This is a genomic window from Rhizobium sp. WSM409, assembly GCF_057653825.1.
In genome coordinates, this window is record NZ_CM172794.1 from 2,567,935 (window position 1) to 2,585,337 (window position 17,403).

The following is a 17,403-nucleotide window of genomic DNA, read 5'->3' on the forward strand; positions in this document are numbered from 1 at the left end:
CCCGGCGCGACCTCCATCATGTTTTAGGACGCGTTAGGCTGGGATTTTTTTGTGAGCGATATGCCGGGCCATCCCTCGTCCGACGGTCCGGGGCCGCCCTGCAGATTCTGCGTCGAGGACAAGTGGCGGCGATCATTGTGGCGAACCGTGCGCCGGTTGGCATTCCGCAGTGGCGCGCGCCGACAGGCGAGCGCGGATCATAAAATACCATGCACGCGCTCTTCGAGGGCCCCGCCTACCCGAGATCGCTTTGTGCTGCGCAGATCCGATCGACCAAAGCATCGAGATCGCCCTTTGGCGGACGGTTCTTGGCCAGGCGCTGCTTGAGATGCATGATCGGCTCCGCCAGAATTTCATCAAGGCTCTCGGCGCAGGTGAAGTCGCCCGCAACGCTTTTGACCTTTGAATTGTCAAAGATCGCCGACCATGCCTTGTCGCCACGCAGCGGGCCAACCCACTCCGGATTGTACCGGACCAGCGTGTCCGTCGGCACGTGCACGATCCTGGCCTCGACATCAAGCAATCTGGCGATCGTCGTTTGAATATCGTTCCAGATATGGGCGCGGTCGGAGGTGATGTGGAAGATCTCGTTCAACGCCGCCGGCTTGCCGAAAAGCCCGACAAAGGGCACCGCGAAATCAACCGAGCGGGTCAGTGTCCAGGGCGTGTGGCCATCGCCCGCCACGATGGTGGGCTCGCCATCCAGCATGCGTCTCGCCATGACATCGCTGTCGCCCATCATGATGGGCAGGCCCGTGCGAACGGTGTGACTGGGACGAACGATGGTCCAGGCGAGATTCTCGGAATTCTTGAGCAGCGTCTCGCAGGCAATCTTGTCCTGGCTATAGCGCCAGTAGGGGTTGATCGCCGGTGTCTGCTCGGTAATCACATAATGGCGCGGCGGCTTTTCATAGACCGAAGCCGAAGAGATGAAGATGTACTGGCCGCAGTGCCCGGCAAACACATTGATGTCACGCGCGACTTGATCGGGCGTAAAGGCAATGAACTGGCACACGACGTCATAATTGGCCTTGGCCAAGTCCGCATAGGTGGGCGCCGCGAGATCGCCGACGATCGAGGTAACCCCCGCAGGCAATGGGTCGCCTCTCAAGCTGCGGTTATAGACGCTGACATCGTGGCCCTGAACCACGGCGCGTTCGACGCACGGATAGGAAATCTGGCCGGTACCGCCAACGAAAAGGATTTTCAAAGCCATGGGAAGGACCTCGGTGTCGGATGTGGCGGGATATGCGGTCAGTCTTCATAGCGCGAAAGAAATCGGTCGTCTCCTGCAAAACACGTGCACCGGCTCACGTCGTTTGGGTCGACCTGTCCCGTAAACCAACGCGGTGGCATTCCGCATAAGCCGGATCGGACGACGTGAGGTTCGGCCGCAACCAGCCATTGCCGATACCGCAAAGATCTCTATCTCAAGCCAATAATGCCCCTTCTGTTTGAGATCAGCACAAGACGGAGGCTTTCTTGAAGGATTATCTGCCCTATGCAGCCGGGGTGCTGGCAGGATTATTGGTCGCCTTCCTCATGTCTGGCCTGTTGGAGCTGACGGAGACACCGCAGCTCGTGCTTTTCGCATTGCTGCCGGCCGTCGGTGGCGCTCTCGTCGAACGCGTTTGCTGTCGCCGGCCCAACAATTCTTGAAGAGGTTCCATGGCAAGGCTGAAAGAAATCGTCATCGATTGCGACATCCCCTCGCGTGTCGCCCGGTTCTGGGCGGAAGCGCTCGATGGTTACGACGTGATGCCATATGACGACGAAGAACTGGCCCGCCTTGCCGCGGTCGGATTGACACCCGAGACTGACCCGACCGTGATGGTCGAAGGTCCCGGAACCCGCATTTGCTTCCACCTTCGCCAGGGGGAGCGTCCGGCCCGCAACCGGCTTCATCTCGATATTGCCACCCCCGATCGGACCAGGGAGGTAGAACGGCTTCTATCCCTGGGAGCGAGCTTCGTCCGCGAAGCGGATGGCTACACGGTCTTGAATGATCCCGAAGGCAACAATTTCTGCGTGGCGTCCGAATAGTCCGATCCGGGCCGAAAGGCGCGCTACAGGATGAACGGCACCCATCTCCGGACTGCTAACCAGAACCAACCGGATCTCCCGCGGAATGTCTGGATCAGACGCGATTCAGGAACTCGATCACGCGGAGGGTGAGCAGCGCGGTCGCATCCGCATCATAGGAGGGCAGTGAGCTGTCGGCGAAGTAATGCTGATCGCCTGGGTACAGGAAAAGCTCCGCGTCCTCGACCTTCTCCACGATCTCGCGGGCGGCATCGATATCGCCCTCGCCGACGAAGATCGGGTCGTTGTCCATGCCGTGGATCTGCACCGCGACGCCGGCCGGCCAGGGTCCGAAGGCCCATTCGCCGCTGATCGGCAGGCAGGAATAGAAGAGCAGAGCCCCGCGGGCGCCGGGACGCGTCTGCGCCAGCTTCTGCGCCGGCAGCACACCGAACGAGAACCCGGCATAGAAGAGCCCGGCAGGCAAGTCGTCGGCGAGGCGCACGCCGCGCTCCCGCACGGCGTCGAATCCGATCTCGCCGATATAGGCGATCCCCGCTTCGATGCTTGGGAATGTGCGCCCGTCAAACAGATCGGGCGTGTGCACGATGTGACCGGCTGCCCTGATATCGTCGGCAAACGCACGCACACCCGGGGTCAGCCCCTGTGCGTGATGGAACAACAGGATCTCAGCCATAAGGAGCCTCCGGGCGGGACGGTCGGGCGCATCGCCACTCTACAGCGTCGCCGCCTCGCCGGAAAGAGTGCGGACACGTTGCCGAAACAACATCTGAAAACCCGCCGGAAACCGATAGGCGGGAAACCTCCTGACGCTCTACCGGACTGATAAGGTTGAAGAACCTCTCCGAGAGCTGTACATCGATTGCTCCATTCATAGTTTCAGGCTTTGCCGAACCACCGCGATGCGGCCTGCGCGGCTTCCTCATTGTCAGGCACAGCCTCACCAGCCCACGCCACGAAGCCGTCGGGGCGCACGAGCAGCGCGCTCAACCCCAGCCGATCCCTGGCGTCACTGGCGACATAGGTGATCACATTCCAGCGGCTTGCCAGCGCTTGCAGCGGTGCACCGGCGTCAAAGTCCAAAAGCAGGCCTTTGCCCTGCCTGAAGTGATCACCGAGCTTCGTGCCGTCGGCCAGCTCGAAATCAGGAGCGCTGCGGCCGACCAGCGGGTGACTGCCGCCAAGATCGTAGCAGAGAGAAACACCCCAGACGCGCTCGGCAAAGTATGTCGCGCCGTCACGCGTGTCGATCAGGTCGCGGATGATGGCTTCGAGCGCGCGCGAACTCCGGCTCGGCCGCATCAGTGCGACCTGGGCGCGCGACCAGTCGAGAATCTGCGCTCCCACTGGATGCCGTTCGCAGAAATAGCTGTCGAGCAGGCCCTCCGGCGCATCGCCGCGGATCGTCGCTGCAAGCTTCCATCCAAGATTCATCGCGTCGCCGAGCCCGAGGTTCAGGCCCTGGCCGCCCAACGGGGAATGGATGTGCGCAGCGTCACCCGCAAGCAGCACCCTGCCCTTGCGGTAAGCCGTCGCCTGGTAGGCGCGATCCGTCCAGGTGGTGGCAAGCTCAAGGCCCGTCACCGTGACATCGGCGCCGGAAATATGCCGCAACACCGATTGCACATGCTCGGGCGTGATCGGTTGCGTTCGGTGAAACGCGCCCCCATCGAAATCGACCATCGCGATGGTGCCGGGCTTTTGGTAGGTATACATGCCTGTCGGCGTGTAATGGCGGCCTGGGACGAGCTTCTCCGGATCGGCCATCTCGACTTGAACGGAATAGCCGGTGAACTCGGGATCGGTGCCAACGAATTCAAACCCGCCTGCCCTGCGCACGGTGCTGCGCCCGCCGTCACAACCGATGAGCCATCGTCCGAGAAAGATCTCGCCACCCGCGCGAACGGTCACGCCTCCGCCCGACTGATCGAAGCCATCGACACCGAGCCCGCGCCGGGTCTCGACACCCATCGCGCTTGCGCGGGCGGCCAGGACGAATTCGAGATGCTCCATCTCGACCGCCATGCTGGTGCCGGCCGGACCTGGCAGGCGATAGGGCCACGTCGAGGTGTCGATGGTGTCGTGAAAGAACTGAATGCCGGCGAAATGGCCGCCCGGGCGACGCGGCTGCTGCATCCAATGCGCTGAAGTCCATTGATCTTTTTCGCGTTGCGGAGCCATGATGTCATCCAGCAGCCCGCGACGATAGAAGGCTTCGATGGTCGGCGCGGAAAGGCCGCGCATGCCGAACGGCAGCCGCTTCAACGGCGAATGCGGGTCTTCGGCCTGCTCCAGCACCAACACCGAGAGGCCGGCCAGCCGCAGCTCGCAGGCCAGAAACAGACCGACCGGGCCTGCACCTGAAATCACAACATCATGAATCACAAGAAAATCGGGCATGAACTACTCCTTTATGGTCGTTCGACCGGAGCAGTTCGTCGTTTCGAGAACCACGCGGACGAACAATGAGACGCTTGAACAGCGTCCGTTGTTCGTCGTGGAGAACTCATGCACGAGGCAAGGAACAGAGCTTTCGTTTCCGAAAGGACTTGGGCCAACCACACCAAGTCATGCCTTTTCCGACATCGGCAACATAGCCGCCGGGCGATCGATCGGCAACAGAAGATATGCTCTTCTGAAGGTCTGACCTGACGGAGAAGCCCTTACGGCGGGGGAATGCCGCTTATGCCAGGTCTGACGTGAGGGAGATGCGCTGATCTGCCAGTCGGCCGATTTCATCACAGCAGCCCGGCAGAGCAGACGCTCTCCCGATTTGCCGTGTGAGACATCGGCGAACGCTGGCCTACGGCGCCGCACCAAAGAAGGCCAGCCGCGTGAAGATCGTGTAGTCCGCTTCCGATACCATCAGCGCCACGAAAACCAGCACCAGCAGCGGCGGCAGCAGGATGGCGTAGACGAGCGCCAGCCGTTCCCAGGCCATATGCATGAAGACGGCAACGATCAGCCCGGCCTTCAGCATCATGAACACGAGGATCAGCGTCCACCTCAAGTAGCTCTGGACGCCGAGATAATCGACCATGTAGGACGCCGCGCTGAGCACGAAGAGCAGGCCCCAGACGAGGAAATAGAGCCGGAGCGGATGCTGCTGTCCGGTGTGTGCTTGTACATGCACCGTTTGGGTTTGTGCGTGCGCTGCTGTCTCGCTCATGACGACCTCACCACAGATAAAAAAACGCGAAGATGAAGACCCAGACCAGGTCGACGAAGTGCCAGTAGAGGCCCATGATCTCGACGGCTTCGTAGCGGCCTTTCCGGCTGGTGAAGAAGCCGCGCCGTTCCTCATCGAAATCGCCCCGCCAGACCTTGCGGGCGACGATGAGGAGGAAGATGACGCCGATCGTCACGTGAGTGCCGTGAAAGCCTGTGATCATGAAGAAGGTCGATCCGAACTGTGCCGCCCCCCACGGGTTCTCCCAGGGGCGCACACCTTCGGTGATCAGCTTCGTCCATTCGAAGGCCTGCATGCCGACGAAACATGCCCCGAGAACCGCCGTCAGCAGCATCAGGATCGCAGTCGTGCGGCGGTCGCGGCGATAGCCGAAATTGACCGCCATCGCCATGGTGCCGCTGCTCGAGATCAGCACGAAAGTCATAATCGCGATCAGGATCAGCGGCACGTCCTGGCCGCCGATATGGAGCGCGAAGACCTCGCTCGGATTGGGCCATGGAACGGGCGTCGACATGCGGGCGGTCATATAGGCGATCAGGAAACAGCCGAAGACGAAGGTGTCGCTGAGCAGGAAGATCCACATCATCGCCTTGCCCCAGGAGGCGGTCTTGAAGGCCCGCTGATCGGAGCTGAAATCGGACGCGACACCGCGCAGACCGGCCGGCCTGAGGTCTGCCCCGCCATGTGTCTCGATAGTCTGTGCCATCTGCAAACCCCTTAGTTCAGTAGTGTGCGGCAGAGATCGACGAAATCATTCGCCCAGCCGGCAAAGAGCGCAAAGAGCAAGAGCCAGACGGCGAGCATGAAATGCGAATAGATGGCGGAAAGATCGACGCTGAGGCGCAGCCTCTCCGGCGCGACGTCGGTTGAAAATGCTCTGACCGTCGTGTGCGCGAGCACGGCAAGCCCGCCGAGGATATGCAGCCCGTGCAGGCCGGTCAGCATGTAGAAGAAGCTGTTGGCGGGATTGTCGACTAGCACGTAGCCGGCCGCCACCAGCTCCCGCCATGCCTGGACCTGTCCGACGAGAAAAGCGACGGCAAGGACAAACGCGGCGGCAAGCGCCGGCCGCAGGTTTTCCATGCGGCCCTGCCCCGCTTCTCGTTTCGCCCATTGCAGCGAGGCACTGCTCAAGGCAAGTGCCGCGGTGTTCACCCAGAGCAGCCGGGGAACCGGCATCGCCCACCAGTCGGCGGACGCCGCACGCATGAAATAGGCGCTGACGGCAAGGCTGAAGAGCGCGCCAACGACGCCGAGAAACACGAAGAGGCCGATCTTCACCGCCGGCATCGGCCGCCGCTCAGTGCTGTGATGATCCGGCAGTTGCACCGATCCAGTTTCCAGCCAGGGCTTCGAGGTCAGCCGCTGCCCGGAAAGCCACCAGATGATGATGGCGCCGATTGCAGCAAGGAAGACCAGGATGACGTTCATGCGTGGACCTCCCGGGTGACGCCGTCGCTTGACGGCACATTCTGCGGGATGAAATCCTCAGCCGCCCCCGGCACGCTGTAGTCATAGGCCCAGCGGTAGACGACCGGCAGATCCTTGCCCCAGTTACCGTGGGCCGGCGGCGTCTGCGGCGTCTGCCATTCGAGCGTCGTTGCCCGCCACGGATTGCCGCCGGCCTCCCTGCCCCGGAAAAGGCTCCAGACGAGATTGAACAGGAAGACCATCTGCCCGGCTCCGACAACAAGCGCCATGACGGTGATGAAAATGTTCAGCGTGTGGGCCGAAGGCGGAACGAAAGCCGTCTCTCCCATCTCGAAGTAACGGCGCGGCACCCCGAGCAGACCGAGATAATGCATCGGAAAGAAGATCGCATAGGTGCCGAGGAAAGTGATCCAGAAGTGGATATGGCCGAGCATGTCGTCGAGCATGCGTCCCGTCACCTTCGGATACCAGTGATAGATCGCCCCGAAGATGACAAGGATCGGCGCCACACCCATGACCATGTGGAAATGCGCGACGACGAACATCGTATCCGACAGCGGCACGTCGACGACGACGTTGCCGAGGAAGAGGCCGGTCAGACCGCCATTGACGAAGGTGACGATAAAGGCGAGCGCAAAGAGCATCGGCAGCGTCAGGTGGATATCGCCGCGCCACAGCGTCAGCACCCAGTTATAGACCTTGATCGCCGTGGGCACAGCGATGATCAGCGTCGTGGTGGCGAAGAAGAAGCCAAAGGCCGGGTTCATGCCGCTGACATACATGTGGTGCGCCCAGACGACGAAGCTGAGCGCGCCGATGATGACGATCGCCCAGACCATCATCCGGTAGCCGAAGATGTTCTTGCGCGCATGCGTGCTGATCAGATCCGAAACGATGCCGAAGGCAGGCAGTGCTACGATATAGACCTCGGGATGCCCGAAAAACCAGAACAGGTGCTGGAACAGGATCGGGCTACCGCCGCCGTGCTGGAGTTGCGTGCCCATTTCGACGATGGCGGGCATGAAGAAGCTGGTGCCGAGCACGCGGTCGAACATCATCATGACGCAGGCGACGAAGAGCGCGGGAAAGGCGAGCAGCGCCATCACGGTCGCGGTGAAGATGCCCCAGACGGTAAGCGGCATCCGCATTAGCGTCATGCCGCGCGCGCGTCCCTGCAGCACCGTCACCACATAGTTCAGCCCGCCCATGGTGAAGCCGATGATGAAGACGATCAGCGACGAAAGCATCAGCAGGATGCCCCAGTCCTTGCCGCCTGGTGTGCCTGACAGAACCGATTGCGGCGGATAAAGCGTCCAGCCCGCCCCCGTCGGGCCGCCGGGGGCGAAGAAGCCCGCAGCGAGGATCAGCACCGCGAGCAGATAGATCCAGTAGCTCAGCATGTTGGCGTAGGGAAACACCATATCGCGCGCGCCGACCATCAGCGGAATGAGGTAATTGCCGAAGCCGCCGAGGAAGAGCGCGGTCAGTAGATAGATCACCATGATCATGCCGTGCATGGTGATGAACTGGTAATAGTGATCGGCATCGATGAAGGCGAAATAGCCGGGAAAGGCGAGCTGAATCCGCATCAGCCAGGAGAGCACCAGCGCCACCAGGCCGATTGCGATCGCCGTCAGCGAATATTGCACGGCGATGATCTTGGCATCCTGGCTGAACACATATTTGGTCCACCAGCTGTGTGGATGATAAAGCTCGACATCCTCGACTTCGGCAGAGGGGATGGCGCCTGCGCTGTCGGATGGAATCTCGACCATGATCTCTCTTCCCTTCCCGCCGGTCCTTGAACCGGCACGCGGCCTCCGGCCGGTTCAGTTTGCCGGCGGTAGCTCTCCCGATGACGCCGTCAACTGGGTGAATGTCTGCTGCTGCCCGAGCCAGGTCTGGTAGTCCGCATCCTCGTCAACGACGACGGTGCCGCGCATTTGCGGATGGCCGACGCCGCAGAGTTCGGCGCAGAGAATCTCGAAGGTCCCTGTCCGCGTCGGCGTGAACCAGAAATAGGTGATCATGCCGGGGATCATGTCCATCTTGGCGCGGAATTCCGGCACGTAGAAATCGTGGAGCACATCGACCGAGCGCAGCAATATGTGGACCGGCTTGCCGATCGGCAGATGCAGCTCGCCGCCCTCGATGATGACGTCGTCGAGGCCGCTTGCGTCGTTTTTATCAAGGCCGAGCGGGTTTTCGGGGGTGACGTCGCGCGTCTCAGCGCGGCCGAGCTTTCCGTCGGCTCCGGGCAACCGGAAGCTCCACAGCCATTGCTGGCTGACGACCTCGACCGACGCGGCATCGGCAGGCACCGTGATGAACTGGTTCCAGACGATCAGGCCGGGCGCCAGCATCGCCGCAACGCCGACCGCCGTTCCCCCTCCCAGCAGCAATTCCAGCCTGCGGTTCTCAGGCTCGTAATGCGCCTTGTTGCCCGGCTTGTGCCGGAAGCGGAACACGCAGTAGGCCATGAACAAAACCACCGCCACGAAGACGACGCCGGTGATCCAGAAGGTGATGACGAGGGTGCTGTCGATATAGGTCCAGTTGGACGCGATCGGCGTCCACCACCACGGGCTCAGCACATGGAACAGCACGGAGCCGACGACAATCAGGACGAGGATCAGCACGACAGCCATGTCCGCTCCTCCTCGAGCAGGTCGACCCGTGAAACCGCATTCCGCAAAAAAGTCCGTGTTTATTATCGCACAGATAGAAAATATCGGCAATTACGGCAATTTAGGCATGCACCACCGGCCGCAGCCCGTCATTTGGAGTATTGCCCGTCATTTCGAGTATTGCTTGAGATAGGCGATGAGATCGGTGATCTCCTGGTCGTCCTTCACGCCGACGAAGGCCATCTTCGTGCCCTTCACCTTCGCCTTCGGATTGTGCAGATAATCGCGCAGCACCGTCTCGTCCCAGACGAGACCACCCTCGCCGGCCGCCTTCATCCCGGCCGAGTAGGCGAAATTAGGATGCGTTCCGGCCTTCCGGCCGAACAGCCCGTTCAGCGACGGGCCGACCTTGTTCGTATCGGAATCGGCGACATGACAGGTCGCGCATTTTTTGAAAACAGTGGCACCCGCCGTCGCATCGCCCTCCTGCGCTCCGGCGTTACCAGAGGAAAGAGCAATGACGGATGTGGCGATCAGCAGAACAATACGGTAATCCATGGCAAACCTCATCCTCCTCAAGGTTGCCAGCCACTTGCACCCTCCGCAATCTCTCGCGTGGGAGTAGTGGTTGTTATGGGATAAAGCTTAGTCCTTCGCGGCAGCAAGTCAATCGGCTCCAAAATTGGGGCCAGTTGAACGCCATCTGATGTCCGGTGGCCTGGGGATAACCGCCTTGATATCGAAAATCCGGCCAGCTATCCTCGGCTGCCGCCATTTGACCTACCCCCGGATCGAAAGCGCCTCTTTTACCGCCAGCTCGGCCATGGCAAGCGCCGCCTCGCGGGTCCCGGCTGCGGCGATGAAGCGGCCGTTGTGGCAGAAGCTCGCGCCCTCTATGCCGCAAACCGCCTCCAGTGCGCCATTGGTGAGCCCGGCCCAGGCCCCCGGCAGGTCTGCCCTGAGTTCGAACCCCTCCTCGGCGCGGCGAATGCCGGTCACGCACCAATCCTTTTCGCGCGGGTGAACGACGAACAGCAGGTGATCGGCGCCCGCCTTGAGGATGGCGGGACGGAAGGGCATGCCCCTCGGCAATTCCAGAACACGCCCCTGCCCCGCAGCCTCGATTGCCCGATGCACGATCGCCTCGGCCCGCAATTTCGCGGCACTCTGGGCGATCCTGGCCTCGACGAAACTGCGGGCAATGGCGAGGGCCGCGTGGAAGGCGCGGTTATCGGCCTCGGGGTCCGCTTCGTCGAAAACTGGTTTCAGGGTTTCCAGCAGCGCCGGCAGCGTCAGCCCGGCCAACGGCCCCGAGGGGCTGAGCGCGCCATTATCAGTCAGATCGACCGGCAGCACGAAGCTGGCGTCGAAAGAGCCATGCAGCGTCTCGATATGCGCTTCGGGAAGCCCGAAGGCTATGAGATAATCACGGCCGTAATGCTTCCAGATCAGGCCGAACGAGCTGTAGGGCTGGCCATCATCGCGCAACGGCGCGCCGCGTTGATGGTGATCGAATATCCCGATAGTAGGATTATAGGCTCCGCCGACATCATAAATGATCCGGTCTTCGCCCGGCGTGATCCACTCCGGCGCCCGGCTGCGGACGATACGCGCCTGCGGGAAAAGCCGGGTCACGATGACGCTCGACAGCAATTCGTCGGCATGAAAGCCACCGGAATGGGTGACGAGGAAATCGGGGATCATGGGAGTTATGCGCCTTGTCGTTCGCGGAGAGTCCGCTTGCAGGTCGGCACCAAATAACCGTTGCCGGCTGCTATCTCAACCCATACCTTAATCGGAATCGATTTAAGAATAAAATGATCCAGCAATTCAATGTGTTACAGCGTCCTTTCGCACGTCGCCAAGATACCGGCCTCTAGCTGGATTCATCGAAACCCCTGAGGGGTGCATCAGGAGTAAGAGGCAGTCCGTGGAGATCCCTCAGCACTTTCACGTTGTCGAGACGGCCGGATGGCTTGTGAACCACCGCATAAACTCCACCCTTCCCGGTTACCTCATGATCAGTTCCAAGACCGACACCAACGATCTGTCGGATCTGCCCGAAGACGCTTTGGCCGAATTCGGCCCATTGCTCGCAAGGGCTCAGAGTACGCTGAAACGGCAATTGAATGCTCAGCGCGTCTATATCGGCCGGTATGGACACACGCCCGGTTATCCGATCCATTTCCATGTGATCCCGATATATGACTGGGTGGAGGAGTTGTTTTGGAAGGACGCTCGCTATCGTCTGCTCGAGAATTTCGCAGAAGGACCGGGGGAAACAGCAATGGATGGCGCGGAACTGACGCTGTTTGTCTGGCGCGAGTTCTGCGAACGCGCAGAGCCACCGCCGATCAGAGGGCCTTCGGTCTCAGAGGCTATTGAGTTGCTGCGGGAGGCAATGCGGTTTCCGCCGCTCTAGATCTTTGAGCTCATGCATGTCGCCGAAAATGCCCGGTGGTTTTGGCAAGACGGCATGCGCCAAGAGAAGGGCCCAAGACAACGCCTGCCTCGTGAACCTGGCGATCCTATGGCCGAAAGCGAGGTCGAAGGTCTCCGACCGTCTCGACCAATAATCGCGGATTGCCTCCTTGAGATCGAAATTCCCGGCCGTCCGTCAATCCATGACGTATTGGATATGATGCCGGCCGTGCACGGCCGATTTCTGGACATGGGCGCGAACGCCGAAGACCCGGCCGATCATATCCTCCGTCAGCACTTCCTCCGGCGCGCCGGAGGCGACGACCTCGCCTTTCTGAAGCACCGCCAGCCTGTCGCAGAACATCGCCGCCAGGTTGAGATCGTGGAGCGCGACGATGCAGGTGATGCCGAGCTTCGAGATCAGCGAGAGAATGTCGAGCTGATGCTGGATATCGAGATGGTTGGTCGGCTCGTCGAGCAGCAGTTCGCTCGGCGCCTGCGCCAGCGATCTGGCAATATGGACGCGCTGGCGCTCGCCGCCCGACAGCGTCTGCCAGAGCTGGCCCGCTCTCTCCTGCATGCCCGTCCGCGACAGGGCCTCGTCGACGGCGGCATCGTCTCCGGCGCCCCAGGACGACAACAGCCCGCGATGCGGCGTGCGGCCGAGCCGCACCACGTCGCGCACGGTCAATTGCGTATCGGTCGTCGACTGCTGCTCGACGAAGGCGACGCGACGCGCAAGGGCTGCGCGCGGCAGCGATGAAATGTCGTCGTCACCCAACCTGATGATGCCGCTGCGAACCTTGCGCAGCCGGCAGATCAATCTGAGAAGGCTCGATTTGCCGGAACCGTTCGGCCCGAGCAGGCCGAGCACCTTGCCCTTTTCCACCGTAAGGCTGACGCCGTTGACGATGACAGTGTCACCGGCGGCAAAGCTCACCGCGTCGATGCTGATGCTCATGCCTTCCCCCGCACGCGATAGAGGATGACGGCAAAGGCCGGTGCGCCGAAGAGCGCGGTGACGACCCCGATCGGCAGGATCTGCTGCGGGATGATGATGCGCGAAATGATGTCGGCGCCGACCATGTAGATCGCGCCGCCGAGCGCCGTTGCCGGCAGCAGCCGCCTATGAGCCGGCCCGACGAGGAAGCGGGCGGCATGGGGGATGACGAGGCCGACGAAGCCGATCGAACCCACCATGCTGACGACGCTTGCCGTCATCGCCGCCGTCATGGCGAACAGCACGATCTGGACGCGGCGTACGGCAATGCCGAGCGAGGCGGCGGCATCCGTGCCGAAGGCGAAGGCGTCGAGCGCCCGCACATGGGCCATGCAGATGACGAAGCCGGCAAGCGCGATCGGCACCGACAGATAGACATCGGGCCAGCGCACGCCGCTGAGCGAACCCAGCAGCCAGAACAGGATGCCGCGCGCCTGCTCGGCATTCGCCGATGTCGTCACGATGTAGGAGGTCAGTGCATTGAAGAGCTGCGAACCGGCGACGCCGCATAGGATGATGCGCTCACCGGTTCCCGCCGCACCCGTCGCCAGGATGCCGACCAGCAAAAAGGCAATGACCGCACCGATGAAGGCGCCGCTCGACAGGCCGAGAACACCGTAGCCGAAACCGAGGATCATCACGCAGACGGCCCCCGTCGAGGCACCGGCGGAGATGCCGAGCACGTAGGGTTCGGCCAGCGGATTGCGCAGCAGCGCCTGCAGGATCGCGCCAGAAAGCGAGAGCGATGCGCCGGCGCTGGCCGCGACGAGCGCGCGGCTCAGACGATAATCCCAGACGATGCCCTGGTGGATGCGGCTGAGCTCGAAATCCGTTCCGAACAGACGGTTCGAAACCGCCTCCGCCGTCGTCGCAAGCGGGATGGCGATCTCGCCGGTCGAAACGGCAACGCTGATCATCATCCCGAGCAGGAGAAATGCCGCAATGGTGAGCGCGGCAAGCGCCCACCATCCCTGTTGCCTGACCGACACTGCCTTCACTGCGCCAGACCGAAGGACTTGATGCCGCTCGCCAATGTCTCGATACCGTCGATCGTGCGGATCGTCGGGTTCATCGACTGCGCGTCCATCATCACGAAGTGCTTGTTTTTGACCGCGTCCAGCTCCTTGGTCACAGGATCGTTCTCGAGGAAATCGACCTTGACCTTGGGATCGTCAGCGGCGTAACGGCGGCGGTCCATGGTCGCCAGAACGATCACGGCAGGGTTCGCCTGGGCGATGGTTTCCCAGCCGACCAGCGGCCATTCCTCTTCCGTCGTGACGACGTTCTTCGCGCCAATCGTCTTGAGAATATAGGCGGGCGCGCTGTTCTTGCCGGCGATGAAGGCGTCGCCATTGACCTCCTTGCTGGAGAACCAGAAGGCGACGGGCAGGTTCTTGCCCGAAGCGCCTGATATCGAAGCGACGGCATCCGCCTCGCGCTTCTTCAGCTCCGAAATCAGCGCATCGCCGCGCTCCTTCACATCGAAAATCTCCGAGAGCTCGGTAATTTCCCGGTAGATCAGGTCCATCGTAAACAGCTCCTTGCGCACGCCGTCGCCGCCATCGGTGTTGACCTTGGCGACGCAATCGGCCGGCGCGAGATAGGTATTGATCCCGAGATCCTTGAACTGCTCCCGCTTGCCGACCGAGCCCTGTGCGCCGACATGCCATTCGAACTCGGCCGTCACCAGGTCGGGCTCCTGCCCGACGACAGATTCGAAGCTCGGATCATTGTCGGCGAGCCGTTTTATCTTGCTGTTGGCCTCGGCATATTGCGGCAGGACGGGACCGACCCAGACGGCCGTTCCGGCGATCTTGTCGGCAAGGCCGAGCGAGAAGAGCACTTCGGTCATGCCCTGACCGATCGAAACCACTTTGGATGGCGCCTTTTCGAAGGTCACCTGCTGGCCGCAATTGGTGATGGTCAAGGGATATCGGGTCGCGGCAAGGCTTGGTGCCGCAAGGCCGGCGAGCCCGAAGGCGAATGTCATGGTGGCGAGAATCTGGCGCATGGAAAACCTCGATGAAGGGAAAAATCACGGCCGTTCCGCGCATATGCGCGGACCGAAAGCACGCTTAGGCGCGCACTAGCCGCAGGAGGCCCAATCGAGACGGATGCATGCCGGAATTCGGCGAAGGTTCAGCAGGTCAATCATATCTGTTCCTTGTCCGGGCATCCCCGCCCGGTTGATTGGATCGTGATTGACGGCAGGTCTCCTGGCTTGCGGATATCCGTCGTTTCATCCTCCTTCCCGCGATATCTCGCAGTGGCAGGGCTATGAGCCCTTCAGAGATGGCCAGTCGCTGGCCACTCCTGAGATGATCGACAATCCGCTTACAGTTGCGGGGGCAGCCACGGTCTCGGTCCCTACTGGGTCGTCCTCACCGTGTTCCCTATTAATCCCCTTGGAGTCATCTTCAGGGAACCGTCGCACCCAGTTACGTCGCCTGCACGCGCGCCGTCAATGCATATTCCGAAGGCGCCATGCCGCCAGCGGATAAATATATCGCGCACATAGCTTCACGCCGCCGTTCGGTGCACGAACTGCCGGTCGCGGTCAGTCTCGGATATGACCTCGGAAAGCGCCTCCTTGCGACAGGTACAGTCCCCGCGCCATTCTTGACCTTCGAAAATTACCCATTGATACGGTCCAGTGAATGGTCTAATTTTCTGGAGGAAACCAGGCTGCACTGGTCCTGGGGAGTGCGAACGATGCGAGTGTCTGTGACGGATGCCAAGGGGCAATTGACCGAGTTGGTCCGGCGTGCCGAGGCGGGTGACGAGGTCATCCTCACCCGGCACGGTCATGCTGCCGTGAAACTGGTTCCGGTGAGGGCAGCGCCCGATCGGAAATCCCGCCGGACGCTGATGGAAGCGGTGCGGGCCTCCGCCATAGCCAAAGCCGCCGACGGGCCGCCGGCCGCACGCAGCCAGGATTTCCTCTACGCCGACGACGGCCTGCCCGAATGATCGCCGTCGACACATCCGCCCTGATGGCGATCGTGCTTGGCGAACCACAAGCCGATGCCCTGATTGCCGTCCTCGAAGCCGAAGACGATCTCCTGATCTCCGCCGGCACGGTCGCCGAAGCCTTGATCGTCTCGGCCCGTCGCAACGTCGGCGATGAAATGGAACAACTGATCGACGGCCTCGGCTTCGAAATCGTGGCCGTCACCCCCGCCTCCGCCCGCCGCATCGCCGAAGCCTACCGCACCTGGGGCAAAGGCGCCCATCCTGCAAGTCTGAACTTCGGCGACTGCTTCGCCTACGAGGTGGCTAGGGAACATGGGTGCCGGCTGCTATTTGTGGGGGATGATTTCGTTAGGACCGATATAGAAAACGCGCTTTGAACGATGCGGCGATTGCCAGCGCCGGCCGGCCCTACAATGCATCCAGCGGTATCTTCAGATACCGCCTGCCATTCCCCTCCGGCTCGGGCAGCCGCCCGCCGCGGATATTCACCTGCAGCGCGTGCAGCATCAGCTTGGGCTTGGGCAGCGTGCGATCGCGCGCCTGGCGCAGCGCCACGAAGCCGGCCTCGTCGATGCCTGCAATATGCGGATTGGCGCGCTTCTGTGCCTCCACCGTGCTTTCCCAGCGCGGGTGCCGGCCGCCGGGCTGGTAATCGTGGCCGGAAAAGAGACGGGTCTCCTCGGGCAGCGACAGGATGGCCTGGATCGAGTGCCAGAGGGCGGCAGCGCTGCCGCCCGGGAAATCCGTGCGCGCCGTGCCGGAATCCGGCGTGAACACCGTGTCGTGCACAAAGGCGGCGTCACCGATCACATAGGTGATCGAGGCGAGTGTGTGCCCGGGCGAAAAAATCACGCGGGCTTTAAGCGCACCGATCTCGAACGTGTCGCCATCGGCAAACAGCCGGTCCCATTGCGAGCCGTCGGTCGCGAGCCCCGGCCAGTTGTAGATCTCCTTCCAGAGCGTCTGCACGTCGATGACATGGGCGCCGATCGCCGTCGGCGCGCCGGTCTTCTCATGCAGATAATGCGCGGCGGAGAAATGATCGGCATGCGGATGCGTGTCGAGGATCCACTCGACCGTCAGCCCTTCGCTTTCGATATGAGCGAGGATGGCATCTGCATTGGCCGTTCCCGTCGCCCCCGACATCTCGTCGAAATCGAGCACCGGGTCGATGATGGCGCAGCGTTTCGTTGCCGGGTCGGAAACGACATATTGCACACTGCAGGTGCGGGGCTCGAAGAAGGCCTTCACATCAGCCACCTGCCCTGACCGCTTTTCCAGCCAGCGTCGCGCGCCGGCAAGATCAAAACCGAGGTTTTGACCGAAGGCCTCGACATCTCCGGGCTTCATCCGCCCGTCGAGCACCTCGCCCAGCGCATAAAGCGTCAACGCCCGCGTGCCGCTCTTGCAATGGGCGACGACCGGTCCCTTGGCCTCGGCCATCGCCGTCTGGAAGGCGCGGATATCGGCCTCGGTGATTTCGGTCCCCTTCACCGGCACGAAGCTGTAGGCGAGCCCGGCGGCAGCGGCGGAAGCCTTTTCCGCCGTATTGCCCGGCTGCCCCGGCTCCTCGCCATCCGGTCGGGCATTGATGGCGGCGACAAAACCATCAGCCGCGAAGGCGGCAAAACCTGCGGCGTCGGGCTGCCCCGCCACCGATATCAGCTCATTGACCCTCACGGATGTCATCGAAGCCCCCGCGCTGCCCGCACCAGGCA

20 protein-coding genes and 1 riboswitch are annotated in these 17,403 nt (G+C 61.9%); of the genes, 6 read left to right on the forward strand and 14 right to left on the reverse strand.

The genetic code is table 11. The features are described from left to right. Positions 1-235: 235 nt before the first annotated feature. Complete coding sequence (locus AC25BC_RS12910) at positions 236-1,216, reverse strand: SDR family oxidoreductase (protein WP_012758038.1); 981 nt, start codon at positions 1,214-1,216, stop codon at positions 236-238. 266 nt (positions 1,217-1,482) lie between these two features. Between AC25BC_RS12910 and AC25BC_RS12915 the strand changes: the two genes are divergently transcribed. Both AC25BC_RS12915 and AC25BC_RS12920 read left to right on the forward strand, forming a co-directional pair. Beyond that, positions 1,483-1,659 (forward strand): hypothetical protein, encoded by a 177-nt coding sequence (locus tag AC25BC_RS12915; RefSeq protein WP_012758039.1) that lies wholly within the window; start codon positions 1,483-1,485, stop codon positions 1,657-1,659. Between the two features lie 9 nt (positions 1,660-1,668). Continuing rightward, a complete protein-coding gene (locus AC25BC_RS12920) occupies positions 1,669-2,043 on the forward strand; it encodes a VOC family protein (protein WP_012758040.1) in 375 nt (124 codons plus the stop codon). 94 nt (positions 2,044-2,137) lie between these two features. Here AC25BC_RS12920 and AC25BC_RS12925 read toward each other — a convergent pair whose 3' ends face one another. Together AC25BC_RS12925 and AC25BC_RS12930 are read right to left on the reverse strand one after the other, a co-directional pair. Further along, positions 2,138-2,719 (reverse strand): dienelactone hydrolase family protein, encoded by a 582-nt coding sequence (locus AC25BC_RS12925; protein WP_012758041.1) that lies wholly within the window; start codon positions 2,717-2,719, stop codon positions 2,138-2,140. Between the two features lie 203 nt (positions 2,720-2,922). After that, positions 2,923-4,443 carry an FAD-dependent monooxygenase gene (locus tag AC25BC_RS12930; protein ID WP_012758042.1) on the reverse strand — a complete coding sequence of 507 codons (1,521 nt, stop codon included), beginning with the start codon at positions 4,441-4,443 and terminating at the stop codon, positions 2,923-2,925. Here AC25BC_RS12930 and AC25BC_RS12935 point away from each other — a divergent pair. Continuing rightward, positions 4,442-4,690, forward strand: coding sequence for a hypothetical protein (locus AC25BC_RS12935; protein ID WP_041935544.1), 249 nt, complete (start codon positions 4,442-4,444; stop codon positions 4,688-4,690). The genes AC25BC_RS12930 and AC25BC_RS12935 overlap by 2 nt on opposite strands. A 156-nt stretch (positions 4,691-4,846) precedes the next feature. Here the strand turns inward: AC25BC_RS12935 and AC25BC_RS12940 are convergent, their stop codons facing one another. The 7 genes from AC25BC_RS12940 to AC25BC_RS12970 all read right to left on the reverse strand — a co-directional run bounded on the left by AC25BC_RS12940 (position 4,847) and on the right by AC25BC_RS12970 (position 10,995). Beyond that, on the reverse strand, positions 4,847-5,212 hold the full coding sequence (locus tag AC25BC_RS12940) for a cytochrome C oxidase subunit IV family protein (RefSeq protein WP_012758043.1): 366 nt from the start codon (positions 5,210-5,212) through the stop codon (positions 4,847-4,849). 7 nt (positions 5,213-5,219) lie between these two features. After that, positions 5,220-5,939, reverse strand: coding sequence for a heme-copper oxidase subunit III family protein (locus AC25BC_RS12945; protein WP_012758044.1), 720 nt, complete (start codon positions 5,937-5,939; stop codon positions 5,220-5,222). Positions 5,940-5,950: 11 nt separating this feature from the next. Continuing rightward, positions 5,951-6,664, reverse strand: a complete 714-nt coding sequence (locus AC25BC_RS12950) for a cytochrome c oxidase subunit 3 (protein WP_012758045.1) — start codon at positions 6,662-6,664, stop codon at positions 5,951-5,953. After that, positions 6,661-8,439 carry a cytochrome c oxidase subunit I gene (gene ctaD, locus AC25BC_RS12955; RefSeq protein ID WP_012758046.1) on the reverse strand — a complete coding sequence of 593 codons (1,779 nt, stop codon included), beginning with the start codon at positions 8,437-8,439 and terminating at the stop codon, positions 6,661-6,663. Before ctaD ends, AC25BC_RS12950 begins: the two co-directional genes overlap by 4 nt. A gap of 54 nt (positions 8,440-8,493) precedes the next feature. After that, positions 8,494-9,312 (reverse strand): cytochrome c oxidase subunit II, encoded by an 819-nt coding sequence (locus AC25BC_RS12960; RefSeq protein ID WP_012758047.1) that lies wholly within the window; start codon positions 9,310-9,312, stop codon positions 8,494-8,496. A 147-nt stretch (positions 9,313-9,459) separates the two neighbouring features. Then, on the reverse strand, positions 9,460-9,849 hold the full coding sequence (locus tag AC25BC_RS12965; RefSeq protein WP_012758048.1) for a c-type cytochrome: 390 nt from the start codon (positions 9,847-9,849) through the stop codon (positions 9,460-9,462). A gap of 222 nt (positions 9,850-10,071) precedes the next feature. After that, on the reverse strand, positions 10,072-10,995 hold the full coding sequence (locus tag AC25BC_RS12970) for an MYG1 family protein (RefSeq protein WP_012758049.1): 924 nt from the start codon (positions 10,993-10,995) through the stop codon (positions 10,072-10,074). Between the two features lie 226 nt (positions 10,996-11,221). Between AC25BC_RS12970 and AC25BC_RS12975 the strand changes: the two genes are divergently transcribed. Continuing rightward, a complete protein-coding gene (locus AC25BC_RS12975; RefSeq protein WP_128438373.1) occupies positions 11,222-11,713 on the forward strand; it encodes an HIT family protein in 492 nt (163 codons plus the stop codon). Between the two features lie 195 nt (positions 11,714-11,908). Here AC25BC_RS12975 and AC25BC_RS12980 read toward each other — a convergent pair whose 3' ends face one another. The 3 genes from AC25BC_RS12980 to AC25BC_RS12990 are packed head-to-tail and all read right to left on the reverse strand — an operon-like array spanning position 11,909 to position 14,723. Then, a complete protein-coding gene (locus AC25BC_RS12980) occupies positions 11,909-12,673 on the reverse strand; it encodes an ABC transporter ATP-binding protein (protein WP_113548083.1) in 765 nt (254 codons plus the stop codon). Next, positions 12,670-13,710 carry a FecCD family ABC transporter permease gene (locus tag AC25BC_RS12985; RefSeq protein WP_128438372.1) on the reverse strand — a complete coding sequence of 347 codons (1,041 nt, stop codon included), beginning with the start codon at positions 13,708-13,710 and terminating at the stop codon, positions 12,670-12,672. Before AC25BC_RS12985 ends, AC25BC_RS12980 begins: the two co-directional genes overlap by 4 nt. After that, entirely contained in the window at positions 13,707-14,723 is a 1,017-nt protein-coding gene (locus AC25BC_RS12990; protein WP_113548081.1) for an ABC transporter substrate-binding protein, read from the reverse strand. The genes AC25BC_RS12985 and AC25BC_RS12990 overlap by 4 nt, the downstream gene beginning before the upstream one ends. 178 nt (positions 14,724-14,901) lie before the next feature. After that, positions 14,902-15,157, reverse strand: a riboswitch (cobalamin riboswitch). A 267-nt stretch (positions 15,158-15,424) separates the two neighbouring features. Here AC25BC_RS12990 and AC25BC_RS12995 point away from each other — a divergent pair. Then, positions 15,425-15,682: a type II toxin-antitoxin system Phd/YefM family antitoxin gene (locus AC25BC_RS12995; RefSeq protein WP_012758054.1), complete on the forward strand. Its 258-nt coding sequence runs from the start codon at positions 15,425-15,427 to the stop codon at positions 15,680-15,682. Further along, complete coding sequence (locus AC25BC_RS13000; protein WP_012758055.1) at positions 15,679-16,062, forward strand: type II toxin-antitoxin system VapC family toxin; 384 nt, start codon at positions 15,679-15,681, stop codon at positions 16,060-16,062. The genes AC25BC_RS12995 and AC25BC_RS13000 overlap by 4 nt, the downstream gene beginning before the upstream one ends. Before the next feature lie 31 nt (positions 16,063-16,093). Here the strand turns inward: AC25BC_RS13000 and blh are convergent, their stop codons facing one another. Beyond that, positions 16,094-17,374 carry a bifunctional sulfur transferase/dioxygenase Blh gene (gene blh / locus AC25BC_RS13005; RefSeq protein WP_026157409.1) on the reverse strand — a complete coding sequence of 427 codons (1,281 nt, stop codon included), beginning with the start codon at positions 17,372-17,374 and terminating at the stop codon, positions 16,094-16,096. Positions 17,375-17,403: the final 29 nt, after the last annotated feature.